General features: G+C 75.7%; 16 protein-coding genes and 1 tRNA gene. 6 read left to right on the top strand and 11 right to left on the bottom strand.

Annotated elements, in window-relative coordinates; translation table 11 throughout:
* Positions 1–81 precede the first annotated feature (81 nt).
* Entirely contained in the window at positions 82–1,902 is a 1,821-nt protein-coding gene (locus AB0C99_RS23045) for an EAL domain-containing protein (protein ID WP_362478133.1), read from the bottom strand.
* Between the two features lie 378 nt (positions 1,903–2,280).
* Here AB0C99_RS23045 and AB0C99_RS23040 point away from each other — a divergent pair, with 378 nt between their 5' ends.
* Positions 2,281–3,558: a M6 family metalloprotease domain-containing protein gene (locus tag AB0C99_RS23040; protein ID WP_362478131.1), complete on the top strand. Its 1,278-nt coding sequence runs from the start codon at positions 2,281–2,283 to the stop codon at positions 3,556–3,558.
* A gap of 55 nt (positions 3,559–3,613) precedes the next feature.
* Here AB0C99_RS23040 and AB0C99_RS23035 read toward each other — a convergent pair.
* The 7 genes from AB0C99_RS23035 to AB0C99_RS23005 all read right to left on the bottom strand — a co-directional run bounded on the left by AB0C99_RS23035 (position 3,614) and on the right by AB0C99_RS23005 (position 9,925).
* Positions 3,614–3,687: transfer RNA gene (locus AB0C99_RS23035), tRNA-Lys, on the bottom strand.
* Complete coding sequence (locus tag AB0C99_RS23030) at positions 3,678–4,307, bottom strand: bifunctional DNA primase/polymerase (protein ID WP_362477987.1); 630 nt, start codon at positions 4,305–4,307, stop codon at positions 3,678–3,680. Before AB0C99_RS23030 ends, AB0C99_RS23035 begins: the two co-directional genes overlap by 10 nt.
* A 197-nt stretch (positions 4,308–4,504) precedes the next feature.
* Positions 4,505–4,861, bottom strand: coding sequence for a hypothetical protein (locus AB0C99_RS23025; RefSeq protein WP_362477985.1), 357 nt, complete (start codon positions 4,859–4,861; stop codon positions 4,505–4,507).
* 163 nt (positions 4,862–5,024) lie between these two features.
* Positions 5,025–6,368 (bottom strand): AAA domain-containing protein, encoded by a 1,344-nt coding sequence (locus AB0C99_RS23020; protein ID WP_362477983.1) that lies wholly within the window; start codon positions 6,366–6,368, stop codon positions 5,025–5,027.
* Positions 6,365–7,948, bottom strand: coding sequence for a hypothetical protein (locus AB0C99_RS23015; RefSeq protein WP_362477981.1), 1,584 nt, complete (start codon positions 7,946–7,948; stop codon positions 6,365–6,367). The genes AB0C99_RS23020 and AB0C99_RS23015 overlap by 4 nt, the downstream gene beginning before the upstream one ends.
* Complete coding sequence (locus AB0C99_RS23010; protein WP_362477978.1) at positions 7,939–9,090, bottom strand: hypothetical protein; 1,152 nt, start codon at positions 9,088–9,090, stop codon at positions 7,939–7,941. The genes AB0C99_RS23015 and AB0C99_RS23010 overlap by 10 nt, the downstream gene beginning before the upstream one ends.
* Positions 9,023–9,925: a phosphatase PAP2 family protein gene (locus tag AB0C99_RS23005; RefSeq protein ID WP_362477975.1), complete on the bottom strand. Its 903-nt coding sequence runs from the start codon at positions 9,923–9,925 to the stop codon at positions 9,023–9,025. Before AB0C99_RS23005 ends, AB0C99_RS23010 begins: the two co-directional genes overlap by 68 nt.
* A gap of 143 nt (positions 9,926–10,068) precedes the next feature.
* Between AB0C99_RS23005 and AB0C99_RS23000 the strand changes: the two genes are divergently transcribed.
* Positions 10,069–10,668 (top strand): histidine phosphatase family protein, encoded by a 600-nt coding sequence (locus AB0C99_RS23000; RefSeq protein WP_362477972.1) that lies wholly within the window; start codon positions 10,069–10,071, stop codon positions 10,666–10,668.
* A 127-nt stretch (positions 10,669–10,795) separates the two neighbouring features.
* Here AB0C99_RS23000 and AB0C99_RS22995 read toward each other — a convergent pair whose 3' ends face one another.
* Complete coding sequence (locus AB0C99_RS22995; RefSeq protein WP_362477969.1) at positions 10,796–12,082, bottom strand: tetratricopeptide repeat protein; 1,287 nt, start codon at positions 12,080–12,082, stop codon at positions 10,796–10,798.
* Positions 12,083–12,338: 256 nt separating this feature from the next.
* Here AB0C99_RS22995 and AB0C99_RS22990 point away from each other — a divergent pair, with 256 nt between their 5' ends.
* Both AB0C99_RS22990 and AB0C99_RS22985 read left to right on the top strand, forming a co-directional pair.
* Positions 12,339–12,746 (top strand): hypothetical protein, encoded by a 408-nt coding sequence (locus AB0C99_RS22990; RefSeq protein ID WP_362478128.1) that lies wholly within the window; start codon positions 12,339–12,341, stop codon positions 12,744–12,746.
* Between the two features lie 67 nt (positions 12,747–12,813).
* A complete protein-coding gene (locus AB0C99_RS22985) occupies positions 12,814–13,689 on the top strand; it encodes a fused MFS/spermidine synthase (RefSeq protein WP_362477966.1) in 876 nt (291 codons plus the stop codon).
* Between the two features lie 9 nt (positions 13,690–13,698).
* Here the strand turns inward: AB0C99_RS22985 and AB0C99_RS22980 are convergent, their stop codons facing one another.
* Positions 13,699–14,304 (bottom strand): hypothetical protein, encoded by a 606-nt coding sequence (locus AB0C99_RS22980; RefSeq protein ID WP_362477963.1) that lies wholly within the window; start codon positions 14,302–14,304, stop codon positions 13,699–13,701.
* A gap of 34 nt (positions 14,305–14,338) precedes the next feature.
* Between AB0C99_RS22980 and AB0C99_RS22975 the strand changes: the two genes are divergently transcribed.
* Together AB0C99_RS22975 and AB0C99_RS22970 are read left to right on the top strand one after the other, a co-directional pair.
* A complete protein-coding gene (locus tag AB0C99_RS22975; protein ID WP_362477960.1) occupies positions 14,339–15,040 on the top strand; it encodes a response regulator transcription factor in 702 nt (233 codons plus the stop codon).
* Positions 15,037–16,440 (top strand): HAMP domain-containing sensor histidine kinase, encoded by a 1,404-nt coding sequence (locus tag AB0C99_RS22970; RefSeq protein WP_362477957.1) that lies wholly within the window; start codon positions 15,037–15,039, stop codon positions 16,438–16,440. The genes AB0C99_RS22975 and AB0C99_RS22970 overlap by 4 nt, the downstream gene beginning before the upstream one ends.
* A 208-nt stretch (positions 16,441–16,648) precedes the next feature.
* On the opposite strand, the gene AB0C99_RS22965 is transcribed toward AB0C99_RS22970, so the two are convergent.
* The gene (locus AB0C99_RS22965) at positions 16,649–17,434 is read right to left on the bottom strand and encodes an alpha/beta fold hydrolase (RefSeq protein ID WP_362477955.1); all 786 of its coding nucleotides are present in this window, start codon (positions 17,432–17,434) and stop codon (positions 16,649–16,651) included.
* Between the last annotated feature and the right edge of the window lie 12 nt (positions 17,435–17,446).

Genomic DNA, 17,446 nt, shown 5'->3' with positions numbered 1-17,446 from the left:
CACCCCTCATGAACCACTGCCCCCGCCCGGAATGTCCCTCCGGCCGGGGGCAGTTCCATGCCCGGACACCGGGCGGCGGGGTCACACCGGCAGCGGCGCGACCCCGATCAGCTCGGCGATACGGTCCGGGGCCACCGGCCGCGAGTAGAGCCAGCCCTGCCCGGTGTCGCAGCCGATCCGGCGCAGCCGGGTGGCCTGCCCCGAGGTCTCCACGCACTCGGCGGTGACCGTGAGCCCGAGGCGGTGGGCCAGCTGGACCAGCGCCTCCACGATCAGCTCGTCCGCCGGGTTGGCGTGCGCCTCGTCCTGGAAGCCGCGGACGAAGGAGCCGTCCAGCTTCAGCACCGAGACGGGCAGCCGGCTCAGATAGGCCAGGTTCGAATAGCCGGTGCCGAAGTCGTCGATGGCGATCCGCACCCCCATGTCGCTGAGCGCCTGGAGCGCCTGGAGCGGCCGGCCCGCCGAGCCCATCACCGCGGACTCGGTGAGCTCCAGCTGGAGCAGATGGGGCGCGAGCCCGGTCTCGGCGAGGATCCCGGCGACGTCGGCGACCAGGTCCGAGTCCCAGACCTGCCGCACCGCCACGTTCACGCTGACGAAGATCGGCCGGTCGCCCGGGTGGTCCTTCTGCCACTGCCGGGCCTGGCGGCAGGCGGTCTCCAGGACCCAGCGCCCGAGCTCGACGATGGAGCCGTCCTCCTCGGCGATCCCGACGAACCGATTCGGCGCCAGCGTGCCGAACCGCGGGTGGTTCCAGCGCACCAGCGCCTCGACCCCGCGCACCGCCCCGTCGGAGAGGTCCACCAGCGGCTGGTACTCCAGCGTGAACTCGCCGCGCTCCACGGCCGGGCGCAGCGTGGAGCTGAGGGCCTGCCGGGTCATCCGGTGGGCGTTGCGCTCGGGGTCGAAGAGCGTCCAGCGGCCCTTCCCGTCGGCCTTGGCCCAGTACAGCGTGGTGTCGGCGGCCTGCATCAGGCAGGTGGCGGTCGAGCCGTGGGCGGTCCGCTCGACGACGCCGATGGAGGCGGAGACGGAGAGCCGCTGCCCGGCCAGGTCGAAGGGGCGCTGGAGCGCGGCCAGCACCGACCGGGCGAGGTCCGCGAGCTGCTCGGTGCCGGTGGAGTCCTCCACCAGGATGGCGAACTCGTCGCCGCCGAGCCGGGCGACGAGGTGCCCGCCGCCGCGGGTGTAGCCGTACTGGTCGGCGCACTCGGTGAGCCGGTCGGCGACGGCGGCGAGCAGCCGGTCGCCGACCCGGTGGCCGAGGGTGTCGTTGACGGCCTTGAAGCCGTCCAGGTCGAGGTAGCAGATGCCGATCCGCCCTGTTCCGCCATGCCGGTACGACCGGTACGACCGGCGCGAGGGGTCCCGGTGCTCGCGCGGGTCGCCCTCCTCGACGTCGAGGGCGGCGCTCTCCAGCGCGGTGGTGAGGCGCTCGAAGAAGAGGGCGCGGTTGGGCAGCCGGGTGACCGGGTCGTGCATCTGGAGGTGGCGGAGCCGGGCCTGGAGCTCGCGGCGCTCGCTGACGTCGGCGACCGAGAGCAGCACCCTGGGGCTGTCGGGCAGCGGGGCGACCGTGACCTCGGCCCACAGGGAGCGCCCGTCGGGGTGCTTGAGGCGGCGGGTGCAGCGGAAGCGGGAGCGCCGGCCGCGCAGCACCTCGCGGTACGCGTGCCAGGTGCGCCCGTCGGAGGCGAGGTCGACGAGGTCGGCGGCGGCCTGCTCGCGCAGGGCGGCGGGCTCGGTGCCGAGGAGGGCGGCGAGCGAGTCGTTGGCGGCGACCACGGTGCCGTCCTGGTCGACCAGGGCCATCGCGAGCCGGGCCGCGCGGAAGGCGGCGGAGCGGTCGCGGAGTTCGGACGGGTGACGCTCCGTGAGCGCGGGCTCGGCCGACGGGTGCACCGGTTCTTCGGGGGTTCCGCTCACCGCTCGCTCCCGTACTGCGTTCGGGCCGTACAGATGTGGTCGGAATGGTCGGCCAGGGAAAGTGTGCCGATCATAGAGGCTGGCCGGGGGCCGTTCCAGCTCCGGGGCCCGGCGGCGGGCCCGCGCGGTGCCCGGAACCGCCCCTCCGATGCCCTCGCCCGATCGTTTCTGCGCGGGTCTGACACGGGCCGACGACACCCTGACCGAATGTGACTTTCCGTGAGCCGCCGCGCGTCCGTGTCGCGTCGACCCGGCGGGTCCCGCTCACCCGACCGGGGCAGCGGAAAGGTGCGAAACCTGGCAAACCATCACAAGGTGGGTGAGGTGTCGCGCATTCCGGAGCCGGAGGTCCACGTGAGGGGTCAGCAGCCACCCGGGGGAGTGCCCGCGGGAGTGTCCGGAGGAGCACCGCGTCCGCGCCTGCGCGCGGGGGCGGCGGCCTTCACCTCCCTCGCGGCGCTCGCCACGACCGGCCTCGTGGCGGGCCCCGCCGTCGCCGCGCCCTCGGCCGGGCCCTGCGCCCTGCCCCGTACCGCCGCCCACCACTCGCTCGGCCTCGACACCTGGAACCGGGCCTACCCCCGGCCCACCAGGACCCTCGACGCGGTCATGATCTTCCTGTCCTTCCCGGACTCCACGCCGCTGACCAGCCCGGCCGAGCTGACCGCCGACCACTTCCCCGGCACGGCCCGGTTCTTCGAGCGGGCCTCCTACGGGCGCTTCACCCTGCGCACCCACGCCCAGCCCGGCTGGACCCGGATGCCGAGGGCGTCCACCGCGTACGCGATACGGCGGGACTGGGACGCCGAGCACCGCGCGGCCTATCTCCGCGACGCGGTGAAGGCGGCCGACGCCTCCGTCGACTTCTCCCGCTACGACGTGGTCTACCTGGTCGCCGACCCGGACGCGCCCGGGGTGGACTCCGACGCCACCAAGGTGGTGAACCTGGAGCACCCGCTGGAGGCGGACGGCACCGAGATCAGGCGGGTGGTCACGGTCTTCGAGCGGCACCCGCCGGACCGCAACGTGCTCGCCCACGAGACCGGGCACGTCTTCGACCTGCCGGACCTCTACCACCGGCCGGTGGACGGCAAGGGCGACTGGGACACCTATGTGGGCGACTGGGACGTCATGGGCAGCCAGTTCGGCCTCGCCCCCGACCTCCTCGCCTGGCACAAGTGGAAGCTGGGCTGGCTCGACCGCTCCCAGGTGACCTGCGTCCGCGGCCCCGGCACCCACACGGTGAGCCTGGAGCCGGTCGCCGCCGCGCCGGCCGCCGGCGGCACCGTCGGGACCCGGCTCGCCGTCGTCCGCACCGGCGAGGACAGCGTCCTCGCGATCGAGGCCCGCGCGGCGACCGGCAACGACCGCGACACCTGCACCGAGGGCGTCCTCGTCTACCGGGTCCGCAACGGCGCGGCCTCCGGCGACGGGCCGGTCGAGGTCGTCGACGGCCACCCGGACACCGAGGCGTGCTGGGACCGCTCGGTCTACCCGCCGCTCGCGGACGCCCCGCTGGCCGTGGGGGAGTCCTTCACCGTGCCGGGCACGGGCGTACGGGTGGAGGTCGCCGACCGGACCGCGGCGGGTGTCTGGACCGTCCGCGTCACGGGCCCGCAGGCGGCCCGCTGACCGCTCCGCGCACACGAAGAAGCCCCCCGCTTCCGCGAGGGGCTTCTTCCGTCGGTGCGCCGCCAGGGACTCGAACCCCGGACCCGCTGATTAAGAGTCAGCTGCTCTAACCAACTGAGCTAGCGGCGCCTGCTGACGTCGTAGACATTAGCACCCGGATCCACCGAAGGAAAAATCGATACCCGCACGTCGGCGGCGGAGGCGGCCCTGACCGCCCGGACGCAGGCCCAGAGCAGCACCTCGGGACCGGGCAGCCACGGGGAGCGGGTGTCGGGGGCGACCAGCCAGCGGGGGCCGCCGGCGTCCCCGGGGGCCAGCGCGGGGACGGTCACGGCGTCGCCGGTGCCGTGGCAGAGCGGCCGGGGCACCGCCTGGCCCCACTCCTCCCAGTCGAGCAGCGACGGTAAGCGCTGCGCGGTGCCCGGGGCGGCGAAGAGCAGCATCCGGCCCCGGTGGGTGGCGACCGGCCCGCAGCCGGGCCCCTCCGCCCACAGCCGGTCCAGCATCCGGCGGCCGAACGTCGGCTCCACGTTGACCACGTCGAAGGCGGTGCCGCAGGGCAGCACCGGGGCGGCGGTGGGCTGCGCGTCCCAGCGGTCCAGCAGCGAGCGCGGCCCGGTGACGGCGGAGGCGAGCCAGGCGGCCCCCGCCTCGGTGACCCGCGCGGCCTGGTGCCGCCCCTCGTCCAGGTCACGCAGGGCGTGCAGGATCTCGTAGGGGGTCGTCTCTTCGCGCAGCCAAGTGGTCATACCGGAAGATCTACCGGGCGTGACCGTCTCGTTTCAGCGGGTTGCCGGAAACCCGGACACGACGGGGTCCGGGGGAGTATCGTGCGCCCCGGCATATGCCAGAAAATCAGACCCGTGGCCGGATCCACTCGGTCCCGGCCCCCTCCGGCCCGGTCGGCCCGCCCGGTCCGGCCCCCTGCCGAGGCCGGGGCGGCGGCTCACTCCTCCGGGTCCTGGCCGCTCGCCCGGATCAGGTTCTCGCCGAACTCGATCATCTTCCGGGCGTAGTCCTCGGTCCACTCCGCCCGCTCCGCCACGGCCTTCGGCGTCAGCCGGTCGAACCGGCGCGGATCCGCGAGCTGCGCCGCCGCGATCGCCTGGAACTCCAGCGCCCGGTCCGCCGCCGCCCGGAACGCCAGCGTCAGCTCCGTCGCCCGGGAGAGCAGCTCCCGGGGGTCCTCGATCGACTCCAGGTCGAAGAAGTGCTCCGGATCGGCGGTCGCCTCGGCAGGCTCGAAGATCAGCGGGGCCGGCCTGACCCGTCGCTGACCGCTCCGCTCCGCGGGTTCCGCCATCGTTCTCCTCCTCGCACACACGCGGCCCGGACGCCCGGGCCACCACCCATTCTCCCGCGCCGGGCAAGAGCGCCCCAGGGCGCACCCACCGGCGCCCGACGCACACCACGCGCCCCCGGGCCCGGGGGCCGGGCCGGAGGACCGAGCGGCAGGGGCGCCCCCGTCACGGCGCCCAGCCCACCCGGTGCTCCGCCAGATGCGACAGCACCGCGTGATTCGCCTCCCAGCCGTCCGGGAACTTCACCGTGACCCCCAGCTGGACCGGCTCCGTCGACGGGTGCTCGTCCAGCAGCTCGGCGACGCCCGCGCGGCACACCACCACGCAGGCGTGCCGGTGCCGCGAGGCCAGCACGCACAGGCGGCCCGTCTCCAGGTGGAAGGCGGTGGCGTCCGGGCGGCCCGACAGCGGGTGCAGCACCACCGTCACGTCGTACTCCCGGCCCTGGAGCCGGTTGGCCGTGTCCACCGTCACACCCGTCACCCCGAGCCGGGCGAGCTCCGCCCGGACCGCCGCCGCCTGGTCCCGGTGGGCGGTCCCCACGGCGATCCGGTCCGCGGTGACCGGCGCGGGCGCCTCGGAGCGCTCCGAGACCGCCGCCCCGCCCCGGTCCAGCAGCCGCCGCACCACCAGGGCGACCGCGTGCACCGCCTCCGGATCCGTGCGCGGGGTGTGCCGGGCCGGCAGCTCCAGCAGGCCCCAGCCCGACTCCGCCGCCTCGTCCAGCACCCGGTCGGGACCCGAACCGTCCGAGGCCACCCCGAACGACAGCCGCCGGTCCCCGTGCCCCGTGCCGCTGCGGAACGGCGTGTACGGATAGAAGGCGTCCGACACCAGCGGCGCCGCCGACGCCGGCAGCCGCCACGAGACCGGCAGCCGGTGCTGCGGCAGCTCCGGATTGTGCGCCAGCAGCGTGGCCACCGCGCTCGCCGACGGATCGTACGAGAGCCCCGCCCACTGCTCCGCGCCCACCACCGAGAACGGGTCCAACTGCCCCGGGTCGCCCACGAACAGCGCCCGCTCGAACAGCCCCGCCACGGCGAGCAGCGCGTCCGAACGCATCTGGTACGCCTCGTCCACGATCGCGTGCGCCCACGGCTCCACGTTCTTCACGTGCGCCCACTTCGCCGCCGTCGACACCACCACCGGAAGCCCCGCGAGGTCCCCGGCCTTCGCCGACTTCCGCACCTGCTCCAGGCCGTCCAGCGCCCGGTCGTACGGATCCGCGTCGTTCGAGTGCAGCCGGCCCACCGCCAGCTCCGGCTCCTTCTCCGCGATCCGCAGCACCAGGTCGTCCACCTGCGCGTTGGTCTGCGCCACCACCATCAACGGGCGCCCCGCCGCCGCCAGTTCCAGCGCGGCGCGCACCACCAGCGTCGACTTCCCGGCGCCCGGCGGCGAGTCCACGACCACCCCGCGCGCGGAGCCGGCCAGCGTGTCGGCGAGGATCTCGCGGGTCGCCCGCGCGGCCAGCGCCGAGGGATCGAACAGCTCTCGGACCGCGCTCACAGCACATCCTCCGGCGTCACCGCGTCCGGCAGCTCCACGGCGTCCGCCCGCGGCGGCCCCCCGTGCGTCCACGGGGTCTCCTCCGGGTCCGGCAGCTTCGCACCCACCCGCGCCTCGTGCTCGAACAGCGTCCAGGCGATCCGCTCGCCCTTCTCCGGCACCGAACCCTCCGCCGGCTCCTTGGCCCGGCCCATCCGGTCCGTGATCCGCAGCACCAGCGCCCCGTCCGGCTCCCACCCCACGAACTCCGCCGCCTGCGGCCTGCCGTCGAGCGAGCGGAACACCTTCACCCCCTCGTCCAGGCGCGGCGCGTCGTCCGAGCGGACGGTCAGCAGCGGACGCGGACGCCCCCGCTCCGTACGCGTCATCGTCACCTCCGCCACCTCTCCCACGAACGCCTCGCCGGACAGCCGCCGCCCCGCCAGCACCAGCGGATCGTCCAGCGCCTCCTGCGCCTCCAGCTGCGCCTGCGCCTGCTCGCGCGCCGCCAGCTTCCGCGCCGCCGTCACCGCGTCGTCCCGGCGCGGCTGCGGCGGCTCGCCCGCGGCGATCCGGTCCCGCTGCCCCGTGAACGACCAGCGGTCCCGGGTCCAGCGCTCGGCCACCCGCGCGCCCTCCGGCAGCTCCCGCAGCAGCCCGAGGGCCCGCCACACCGCGTCCCAGGTCGGCTTCAGCTGGGTGACCAGCAGCCGCCGGATCTCCCGCTCGGCGCCGCTCAGCGCGGCCAGCCCGTCCTCGGCCGCCCCACCGTCCTCGGCCGCGCCCATCGCCTGCCGGGCCCGGTCGTAGCGCTCGATCGCGGGCGCCAGCAGCCCGTTGTCGAAGGCCGGATCGGTCGCGGGACCCGCCGGCGGGCACCACAACTGCCCCCGCTCGTCCCGCTCCAGCTCCGCCCGCAGCGCCGCCTCCGCGCCCGACGCGCCCTCCGGCGGGTCGATCCAGGCCAGCAGCGCGCCCAGGTGCTGGTCCTCCAGCGAGGACTGGCCCGTCGCCCAGTGCCGGTTCAGCAGGTCCGTCGCCGCGACCAGCAGCGAGGAGCCCGGCACCCGCGCCCGCTCCCCGTAGTGCGTCAGCCAGCGGCCCAGCAGCGGCACCCGCGGCGGCGCCGGGAACGGCGTCTCCGGATCCTGCTCGGCGGTCCGCCGGAACCGCGTCGAGCGCCCCAGCAGCCGCACGTACTCCACGGCCGCCCGGCCCGGCACGATCAGCTGCGGGGCGTCCGCGCACAGCTCGACCTCGACCTTGGCCTTCCTGCCGGTCTCCGGGTCGGTCTCGGACCGCTCGACCGCCTCCACGTCCCCGGTGAACGAGTCGACGTACGGCAGCACCGCGTCCGCCAGCTCCGCCAGGAACGTGAAGCGCAGGTCCCGGTCGCGCGGCTGCGGCACGACCAGCAGCCGAGGCTCCGCCGGATCGGTGCCGACCAGCGCCCCCAGCGGCGCCCCGGCCTCACCGGAGGTCGTCAGCGGTACGAGGACCAGTGGGCGCGCCGACAGATGCCGGTGCCGGACCGTGGCCAGCGGGCGCGCCCGGCCCGACTCGACGGCCTCCATCCGGGCCAGCGTGGCGATCAGCGGCATCCCAGCGCCTCCGCCCGCAGCTCCCGCGCCCGGCGCAGCGCCGCCACCGCCGGATCGTCGCCGCTCCCGCCGCTCTCCCCGTCCTGTGCGCCCTGCGCGTCCTCCCCGCTCTCCCGCCGCGCCGCCGCCAGCACCTCGCCGATCGTCGTCAGCCCGCCCAGCTCCCCGCGCACCGAACGGCCCAGCGCCTCCACCACACCGGCGGCCCGCGCCCGCGCCCGGCAGTGGAAGGCCAGCTCGCAGGCGGCCAGGCACTCCGGCGCGTACGCGTGCGGCACCGCCTCCACCGAGGCGGCCAGCCGCTCCGGCGAGCACTCCGCCACGTCGAAGGAGACGTCCTCGGGCAGCGCCGCCACGATCTCGTCGAGCCGGGTCAGCCGCTCCACCTGACGCCGGGTCACCGACAGCTGCTTGCGCACGTCGACCGCCGCCGCCGTCGGCAGGTTGGAGAAGTCCTTGGGGCACACCAGCAGCACCGAGTGGGACACCGTCGCGTCCTCGGTGACGGCGGCGACCCTGCCGAGCGCCAGCACGTACACCGCGGCCTGCCGGGCCGCGGCGCCCACCTTCGCGGGATCGGCCGCGCCGTCGATCATCGGGAAGGACTTGATCTCCACGACCGTCCAGCGCCCGTCGGGGTGGACCACCACCACGTCCGGCTCCAGATAGACGGGCGCCCCCGCCACCTCCACGGCCAGCATCGGGTGGTCGAGCAGCGCCCAGCGGCCCGCCCCGGTGGCCTCCCGCAGCGCGAGCGCCGTCCGGGCCGCCCGGCCCTGCGGCCCGGCCGCCGCGAGGTCCGGCAGGTCCACCTCCGCGGGCTCCTCGACACCGAGCAGCCGCAGCAGCTCCCGCCCGCCGTCGGCCTTCACCTTCGCCTCGAACGCGTTGCCCCGCGCTATCGCGAACTGCGACTGGCCGTACCCCGAGGGGGAGCCCAGCTTCGCGGCCAGCGCCGTCTTGTCGACCCCGGCGCCGTCCAGCAGCGCGCGCCGCCGGCAGCCCGGGTTGGCCGCCAGCGCGGCCACCGCCCGCGCGTCGAGCGGACGCGGCACGGAGGCCGGTCCGCGCAGCTCAGCGAGCCGATGCCGGACGGTCGTCTGAGGCGGTCGGGGCGGACCGCTGTCGAGGGATGCGCTCACCCGCGGAAGTCTCCCATCCGCCACTGACAGCCGGGGAGTTTCGGGCGGATTCGGCCCCGATCGCCCCGCCCGAGCCCCCGCCGGGACCCCGCCCCGGCAGCCGCGCCGCGACCCGGTCGGCCAGCCGCAGCGCGTACGGGGTGAGCAGCAGCCCCGCCCCCATCACGGCCGCCCCGGCGACCGCGTCCAGGAGGTAGTGGTTGGCCGTGCCCATGACCACCAGCGTGGTCAGCAGCGGATAGCCGGCGCCGGCCGCGCGCCACAGCGTCCTGCGCGCCTCGGGGGCGTACCGCCACAGCATCACCCCGCACCACAGCGCCCACCCCACGTGCAGGCTGGGCATCGCCGCGTACTGGTTGGTGAGCGCGCCCATCCCGCGCGGGGCGCTGGCCTCGGCGCCCCACCAGCCGTACGCGCTGAACCGCGCCATCGTGTCGACGAAGCCGTACCCGGGGTCGAGCAGCCGCGGCGGACAGGTCGGCAGCAGGGTGAAGCCGACGAGCCCGAGCAGCGTCGAGACCATCAGCCAGGTCCGGGCCGCCCGGTAGCGCGCGGGCCGCCGCCGGAACAGCCACACCAGGACCGCCGGGGTGACCAGGTAGTGCAGCGAGGCGTACAGGAAGTCGGCCGGGACGCCGAGCGCGGGCACCGAGGTGAACAGGCGGTTCAGCGCCCGCTCCACGTCGATCCCCAGGACCTCCTCGGCCCGCAGCAGCGCCAGCCCGTGGCCGACCGCGGTGTCCACGTCGCCCCGGGCCAGCAGCCGCCCGCCGGAATAGGCCGCGTACACCGCGCCGATCAGCGCGAGCTCCGCCCACCACCGTGGTCTGCGCATCCGATTCCCCCAGCCCCGCCGGTCCCGTGTCCCCCGATCGTGTGAGGACGCGGGGGAGCGGCACGCGGTTGCCCGGAAGCCACCGGGAATTCATGTGGGCGATGATGGAGAGCGATCCGTTCCGAACCACCCGGAGAGACCCCATGGCACCGCGCATCCTGCTCGCCCGGCACGGGCAGACCGAATGGTCGCTGCTCGGCAAGCACACCGGCAGGACCGACATCCCCCTGCTCGACGAGGGCCGGCGCGGGGCGAAGCTGCTCGGCGCGCGCCTGAGCCGCGGCCCGTGGGCCGGGCTCGACGGCGTCGAGGTGCGCACCAGCCCGCTGGTGCGGGCGCGGGAGACCTGCGAGCTCGCCGGTTTCGGCGAGCGCGCGGAGAACTGGGACGCGCTGATGGAGTGGGACTACGGCGCCTACGAGGGGATGACCCCGGCCGAGATCCAGGCCGTCCGGCCGGGCTGGTTCATCTGGCGCGACGCCGTCCCGGACGGCGAGACGCTCGCGGAGCTGTCCGCGCGGGCCGACCAGGTCGTGGAGTGGGCCCGCTCGGCCGACCGCGACGTGCTGGTCTTCGCGCACGGGCACATCCTGCGCTCGATCGCCGCGCGCTGGATGGGGGAGGACGTCTCCTTCGCCTCCCGCATCCGCCTCGACCCGACCAGCCTGTCGGTCCTGGGCTGGGCCTACGGCGCGCCCGCGGTCGAGCGCTGGAACGACACCGGGCACCTGGAACAGGCGTGACGGGAGTCCCGGCACGGCCCTGACGGGGCGGCGAGCCGGACCGTACGCGGGGTCGGTGCGCGGGTCCCCGTACGCGGGGTCCGTGCCCCGTCCCGTACGCCGGTCAGTGCGCCGTCCCGTACGCCGGTCAGTACGCGGCGAGGACCCGGCGGGTCTCGGCGAGCAGGGTGCGGATGCGGGCGGAGTCGACGCCGTCCAGGGAGTCCACCACCCGCTGCATCTGGGCCGCGGCCTCGTCGGGGTGCCCCGCGTGGGCGAGGTTCCCGGCGAGCTGGGCCCGGTAGAGGGCCAGGTTGCGGGCGAAGTGCGGGTCCTGGAGCGCGGTCGCCCGGTGGGCGTGCCGGGCGGCGCGGGTCCAGTCGCCCAGCATCGACCAGCACTGGGCCTCCAGGGCCTCCAGCTCGGGCTCGCCGAAGAACGACATCCACTCGGGGTCCTGCTCGCCTCGGCCGCGGCCGAAGAGGTCGTGGGCGCGGCCGAGGGCCTGGGTGCAGGCGGCCCGGTCGCCGAGCCCGGCCCACGCCGCGGCCTCGCGCAGGGTCAGCAGGGTGAGCAGCCGGGCGGAGCCCAGCGGCTGCGCGGCCCGCAGCCCGGCCTGGGCGGCCCGGACGGCCTCCCGGTACCGGCCCGCGTCCCTGGCCAGGAACGAGGTGTTGCAGAAGGCGTGCGCCTCCAGGGCGGCGTCCCCGGCGACCCGGGCGGTCGCGAGGGCCTCGGCGTAGTGGGAGCGGGCCTCGTCGAGCCGGCCGGAGTCGTGGGCGAGCCAGCCGACGGAGATGGCGAGCTCGCCGGCGCCGTTGTGCAGCCGGTCGGCGGTGGAGCGGCGGGCGCTGACACCCGCGTCGAGCAGGGCGTAGGCGGTACGGAGCGGCTGGGTGGCGCGCTGGTAGAGGCCGTCGGCGCCGTGCCGGTCGTCGAGCAGGCGGATCTGGCGTACGGCGTCCTCGACGGCGCGCACCTCGGCGTCGCCGACGCGGTGGGCGCCACGGGGGGCGGGGATCGCGGCGGCGGGGCCGCCGAGTCCCAGCGAGACGGCCGCCAGGGTGGCGGTGCCGCCGGTCATGAATGCGCGACGCAGCACGTCGCTCTCCTCATCGTTCCGGGTGGTGATGGCGAGGGGCGGCGGTGCCCCGGCCGGGACGGCCGGCCGCCGGCCGCGAACGGCCTCCCGCGCCGAGAAGCCCAGGTCCGCGAGGCTCAGTCCGGGGAACATGTGCAGAAAGACCCGCTCGTACGCGTAGTTGGGGCAGCGGATCTCGCCCGCCTCCACGCGCCCGATGTAGCGGGCGTCACATGCGACCTGCTCGCCGATCTCCCGCGCGGCCCGGCGGACCGACGCGGCGAACTCCGCCGGCGAGTGCCGGCCGCGGAGTCCGCGGAAGGCGAGATTGGGAACTGCCCGTGACAACGCCATGGCCGAGCCCTCTCCTGGTGCTGCCGGTGTTCCGGCGGGGCAAGAACGTACCGGCTGTGACCGGCCGCGTACGCGGAGTTTGCAAACAAATCGGATATCTCGCCTGCGATCTGCCATGAACTGCCATCCTTTGCGGCGGCGCGCCGCCGTAGCCGTTGACGCCCTCGGGCGTTGAACCATGTGGAGAGGCGGATACGTGTCTCCTACTGGAGTGAGGAGGGGTCCCATGGCGGATACCGCGTCACAGTCCAGCGCGATGCACGCGCCCACCCCGGACGCCAGCGCGTCCCCGGCCGAACCCTGCGACCTGGTCACCGTGCCCGCCCGGCAGGGCCTGGAGGCCGTCGACATCCTGCGGCGCGGCGGGGCCCCCGCCGTCGGCCCGGTGCTGCACGACGGGGCCTGCGACACGCTCGGCTTCCTGGTCCCGCCCGGGACCGCCGCCGGCTGGGACATGCCGGGCAGCGCGTGTACCAGGACCGCGGGCCGCGGGCTGCGCCTGCCGGAGCTCCCGGAGCTGCCCGGCCCGGACGGCGCCACCCCCCGCCCCGCGGACTGGCTGCTGCCCCCCGGCGACAGCGGCGAGGTGACCGACCCGGCGATGCTCCGCGAGGCCCTCGGCCAGGCGGCCCGCCTGATCGAGGCCGCGGACGGCTGCCACTGAGCCTTCCCCCGGCCCCTCGCGGCCCCCTCGCGGCTCGTCGGGCGGCGCCCGGCCGGCTGCGTCGATAATGGGGCACGTGGCAAGGAACAGACAGCGGGAGCGAACGGCGTCGGCCGTCGCCGTCGTCGAGACCGTCGACGGCGGGCTCGCCGAACTCATACCCGACCGGGAGCGCCCCCGCGGCTGGACGCTGCTCATCGACGGCGCCCCGCAGTCGCACGTCGATCTCGACGACCCCGCGCACCTCGGCTTCGAGTACCAGCGGCGTCTCGGCCACATCGCCGACCTCGCCGCCCCGCCGAACCGCCCGATCCAGGCCGTGCACCTCGGCGGCGGCGCCTTCACCCTCGCCCGGTACGTCGCGGCCACCCGGCCCCGCTCCACCCAGCAGATCGTGGAGCTCGACGGCCCGCTCGTGCAGCTCGTCCGCCGGGAGCTGCCCCTGGACACCACCGCCCGCATCCGGGTCCGCTCCACCGACGCCCGCGCCGGGCTCGGGAAGGTGCAGGACGGCTGGGCGGACCTGATCATCGCCGACGTGTTCAGCGGGGCCCGCACCCCCGCCCACCTCACCAGCACCGAATTCCTCGCCGAGGTGCGCCGGGTGCTGCGGCCCGGCGGCTTCTACGCGGCCAACCTCGCCGACGGCCCGCCGCTGGCCCATCTGCGCGGCCAGGTCGCCACCGCCGCCGCCGTCTTCCCCGAACTGGCCCTCACCGCCGACCCGACCGTGCTGCGCGGGCGCCGCTTCGGCAACGCGGTGCTGCTCGCCTCCGACCGGGAGCTCCCGGTGGCCGAGCTGACCCGCCGGGTCGCGGGCGACCCGCACGCCGGGCGGGTCGAACACGGCCGGGCGCTCGCCGACTTCACCGGCGGCGCGGCACCGGTCACCGACGCCAGCGCGAAGCCCTCGCCGGTCCCCCCGGCCGCCGTCTTCCGCTGACGACGGGACTCAGACCGCGCGCTCGTCGATCTCCACGCGGGGCGCGGTGTCGTGCCACATGCAGAACACCGAGATCTCCCGGCTGTCCTTGGTGAAGGTCACCCGGATCCAGGTCGCCTGCTTCCACACCTGCATCTGCCAGCCCGACTCCGGGGTCGCGTTGACCAGTTCGGCCGAGGAGGGGCCGAGGTCGAAGACGGCCCGGCCGCCGTCCGTGCCGTAGCTCTGCACGTTCCCCGTGCCGCCGCCCCCGCCGTTGCCGCCCTGGTCCGGCGCCGTGCCCGGGCCCTGTGTGCCGCCGGGGGCGCCGGTCCCGGTCGCCGGGGAGCTCGGGCGGTGCGTGGGGTGCGTCGCGGGGGAGCTCGGCGGGCGGGTCGTCGCCGGGGGAGTGGCCGGCGGCGCGCTCGGGGAACCGGACGCGCTGGTCGAGGAGGTGACCGGCTCGGAGCCGCCGGTGGCCGTGCCGATGCCGGCCGGGATCGGCAGGGCGCGCGGCGGGTCGTAGACCGTGCCCGCCAGCACCGTGTGCACGCCCCACCACGAGAGCGTGACGGCCCCGCCCGTGGCGAGCGACCACGCCAGCGCGTGAACCAGTCCTCTTCGCATCCGGCTCATACTGCCATCCCCCGAATGGCGTACGGTGCGCCCCATGGCAAGTGTGCTCGTGGTCGAGGACGACCAGTTCGTGCGCTCCGCCCTCATCCGGCATCTGACCGAGGCGTCGCACCTGGTGCGCAGCGTCGGCACGGCCCTGGAGGCGCTGCGCGAGGTCGCCCATTTCCGTTTCGACGTGGTCATCCTCGACCTCGGACTGCCCGATCTGGACGGGTCCGAGGCGCTGAAGATGCTGCGCGGCATCACCGACGTGCCGGTGATCATCGCGACCGCGCGCGACGACGAGGCGGAGATCGTCCGGCTGTTGAACGACGGCGCCGACGACTATCTGACCAAGCCCTTCTCCGTGGAGCACCTGTCCGCCCGGATGGCGGCCGTGCTGCGCCGGGCCCGGTCCTCGGCGGGCGAGGTGCCGCCGCCGCGCGAGATCCGGGTCGGCGGGCTCGCCATCGACCCGCTGCGCCGCCAGGCGGCCCTCGACGGCACCCCGCTCGACCTGACCCGGCGGGAGTTCGACCTGCTGGCCTTCCTGGCCGGCCGTCCCGGGGTGGTCGTGCCGCGCAAGGAGCTGCTGGCCGAGGTGTGGCAGCAGTCGTACGGGGACGACCAGACCATCGACGTACATTTGTCATGGCTGCGACGCAAGTTGGGCGAAACGGCCGCCCGGCCCCGCTATCTGCACACCCTGCGCGGGGTGGGCGTGAAGCTCGAACCGCCCCTGGAGGCGCTGCCGTGAGATGGGCGCTGGTCAAGGTGTCGCTCGCCGTCACCGCCATGGTCGTCGTCGCGTTCGCCGTGCCGCTCGGCCTGGTCGTCAAGGAGATGGCCAGGGACCGGGCCTTCTCCAACGCCGAGCGCCGGGCGGCCGGTCTGGCCCCGGTCCTCGCGATCACCACGGACCGCGAGCAGCTCGACCGGGCCGTCGCCACCACCGACGACGGCGCCGAGGGCCGGCTGGCCGTCCATCTGCCCCCGCCGCCGGACCGGCCCGGCGCCGAGGGCGTCGAGGTCGGCACCCGGCGCGCCACCGACCAGAACCTGGCCACCACCCGGCGGCTCGGCCGGGCCACCATCGCCGAGGTGCCGGGCGGCTCGGTGCTCCTCCAGCCGACCGCGGTCAGCCCCGACCAGGTCGCCATCGTCGAACTCTTCGTCCCCGAGGGCGAGGTCACCAACGGCGTCGCCACCGCCTGGCTGGTCCTGGCCGCCGTCGGGGCCGCCCTGATCGTCGGCTCCGTGGCGGTCGCCGACCGGCTCGGCGTGCGCATGGTCCAGCCCGCCCAGCGGCTCGCCCGCGCCGCCCACGAACTCGGCGAGGGCCGGCTGGGCGCCCGGGTCCCCGAGGAGGGCCCGCCGGAGCTCAAGTCCGCCGCCACCGCCTTCAACTCGATGGCCGACCAGGTCGTCCAGCTCCTCGCCAACGAACGCGAGCTCGCCGCCGACCTCTCCCACCGGCTGCGCACCCCGCTGACCGTGCTCCGGCTCAACACGGCCTCGCTGGGCTCCGGCCCCGCCGCCGACCAGACCCGGGCCGCCGTCGAGCAGTTGGAGCGCGAGGTGGACACGATCATCCGCACCGCCCGCGAGGCCAAGCCGCAGACCCAGCCGACCGTGCCCCTGGCGGGCTGCGACGCCTCCGAAGTGGTGCGGGAGCGGATGGACTTCTGGTCGGCGCTGGCCGAGGACGAGGACCGCACGGTCCGGGTCGCCGGCGTGGACGCGCCCGTGCGCATCCCGGTCGCCCGGCCCGAACTCGTCGCCGCGCTCGACGCCCTGCTCGGCAACGTCTTCCGGCACACCCCCGTCGGCACCGCCTTCTCGGTGGACGTCCACAACGGCGACGACGCCGTCATCATCCTGGTCTCCGACGCGGGCTCCGGCATCGCCGACCCGGCCGCCGCCCTCGCCCGCGGCAACAGCGGCGCCCGCGACGGCTCCACCGGACTCGGGCTCGACATCGTGCGCCGCATGGCGGAGTCCACCGGCGGTGACGTCCGCATCGGGCACTCGGTCCTCGGCGGCACCGAGGTGCGCATCTGGATCGGCCTCGACGGCCGCCGCCCGGGCGGCGGGGGCCGCCGGGGCCGCCGCGCCGGGGCGGGCGCGGGCCGCCGGGGCAGGCGCCAGAAGGTCTGATGGGCGCCCCGCCGCCCGCCAACCTTTCGGCGCCCCGATGCCTTCCTTAAGTGGAGCCTAAGAATCCCCAACCTCGCTGCTTTCGCGGCCCGTTGGGGGTCCGTGGCCGCTAGCGTTGCCGTCACGCGCTCCGCCGCCGCACCTCCACACCCCCCACACCGCGCGTCCCGGCCGGATCCCACCCCCACCTCCTGCCGGGGCGCGCACCTCACCCGGCGGCGGAGCCGCCCTCCACCTCCTCCAGGAACCCGGTGATGAGCTTCCCCCACACCGCCGGGTTCTCCGCGAAGGGCGCGTGGCCGGTGGCCAGTTCGGCCAGGCGGGCGCCGGGCACACCGGCGGCGACCGCGCGGTGCAGCGCGGGGGAGACCAGCCGGTCCCCGGTGGTCGAGACGACGAGGGTGGGGACCCGCACCCGCGCCAGGTCCTCCCGGATGTCCGCCCGGATCACCAGGTCGGCGTGGTCCGGGGTCCCGTCCGGGACCGACTCGGCGGTGAGCCGCACGATCCCCTCGACCACCTCGGGGCTCATCGGGTCGAGCATGGCCGGGCTGAAGACGAGCGGCACCAGCAGCCGCGCCACCAGCTCGTGCTGCCCGCTCCCGGCGAGGTCCCGCCACAGGTACGAAGCCTGCCGCAGCGCGTGGTCCGCCCGCGCGAACGGGGCGGTGAGCACCAGCGCGGTCACCCGCTCCGGATGCCGGGTGGCGGCCCGTACCGCGACGGTCGTGCCCAGCGAGTACCCGGCTACGGCGAAGCGCCCGGCCCCCGCCGCGTCCGCCTCGGCGACCAGCCCGTCGGCGAGCGCGTCCAGGTCGAGCGGGGCGGTGGCGCGCGGGGCGGCGCCGGATCCCGGCAGGTCGAAGCCGACGACCCGGCGCCCCCCGGCGGCCAGCGCGGCGCGGACCGGGCCGAAGTGGGAGTCGACCCCGCCGCCGGAGCCGTGGGCGAGGAGCAGGGTGCGGGTGGGCGCGGGCGGTGCGGTCGCGGTCATGGCAGGTCCCCC

This window comes from Streptomyces sp. NPDC048659, assembly GCF_040650575.1.
GTDB lineage: Bacteria > Actinomycetota > Actinomycetes > Streptomycetales > Streptomycetaceae > Streptomyces.
Note: the sequence above shows the minus strand (reverse complement) of the source record. Positions and strands in the feature narration are given on the sequence as shown.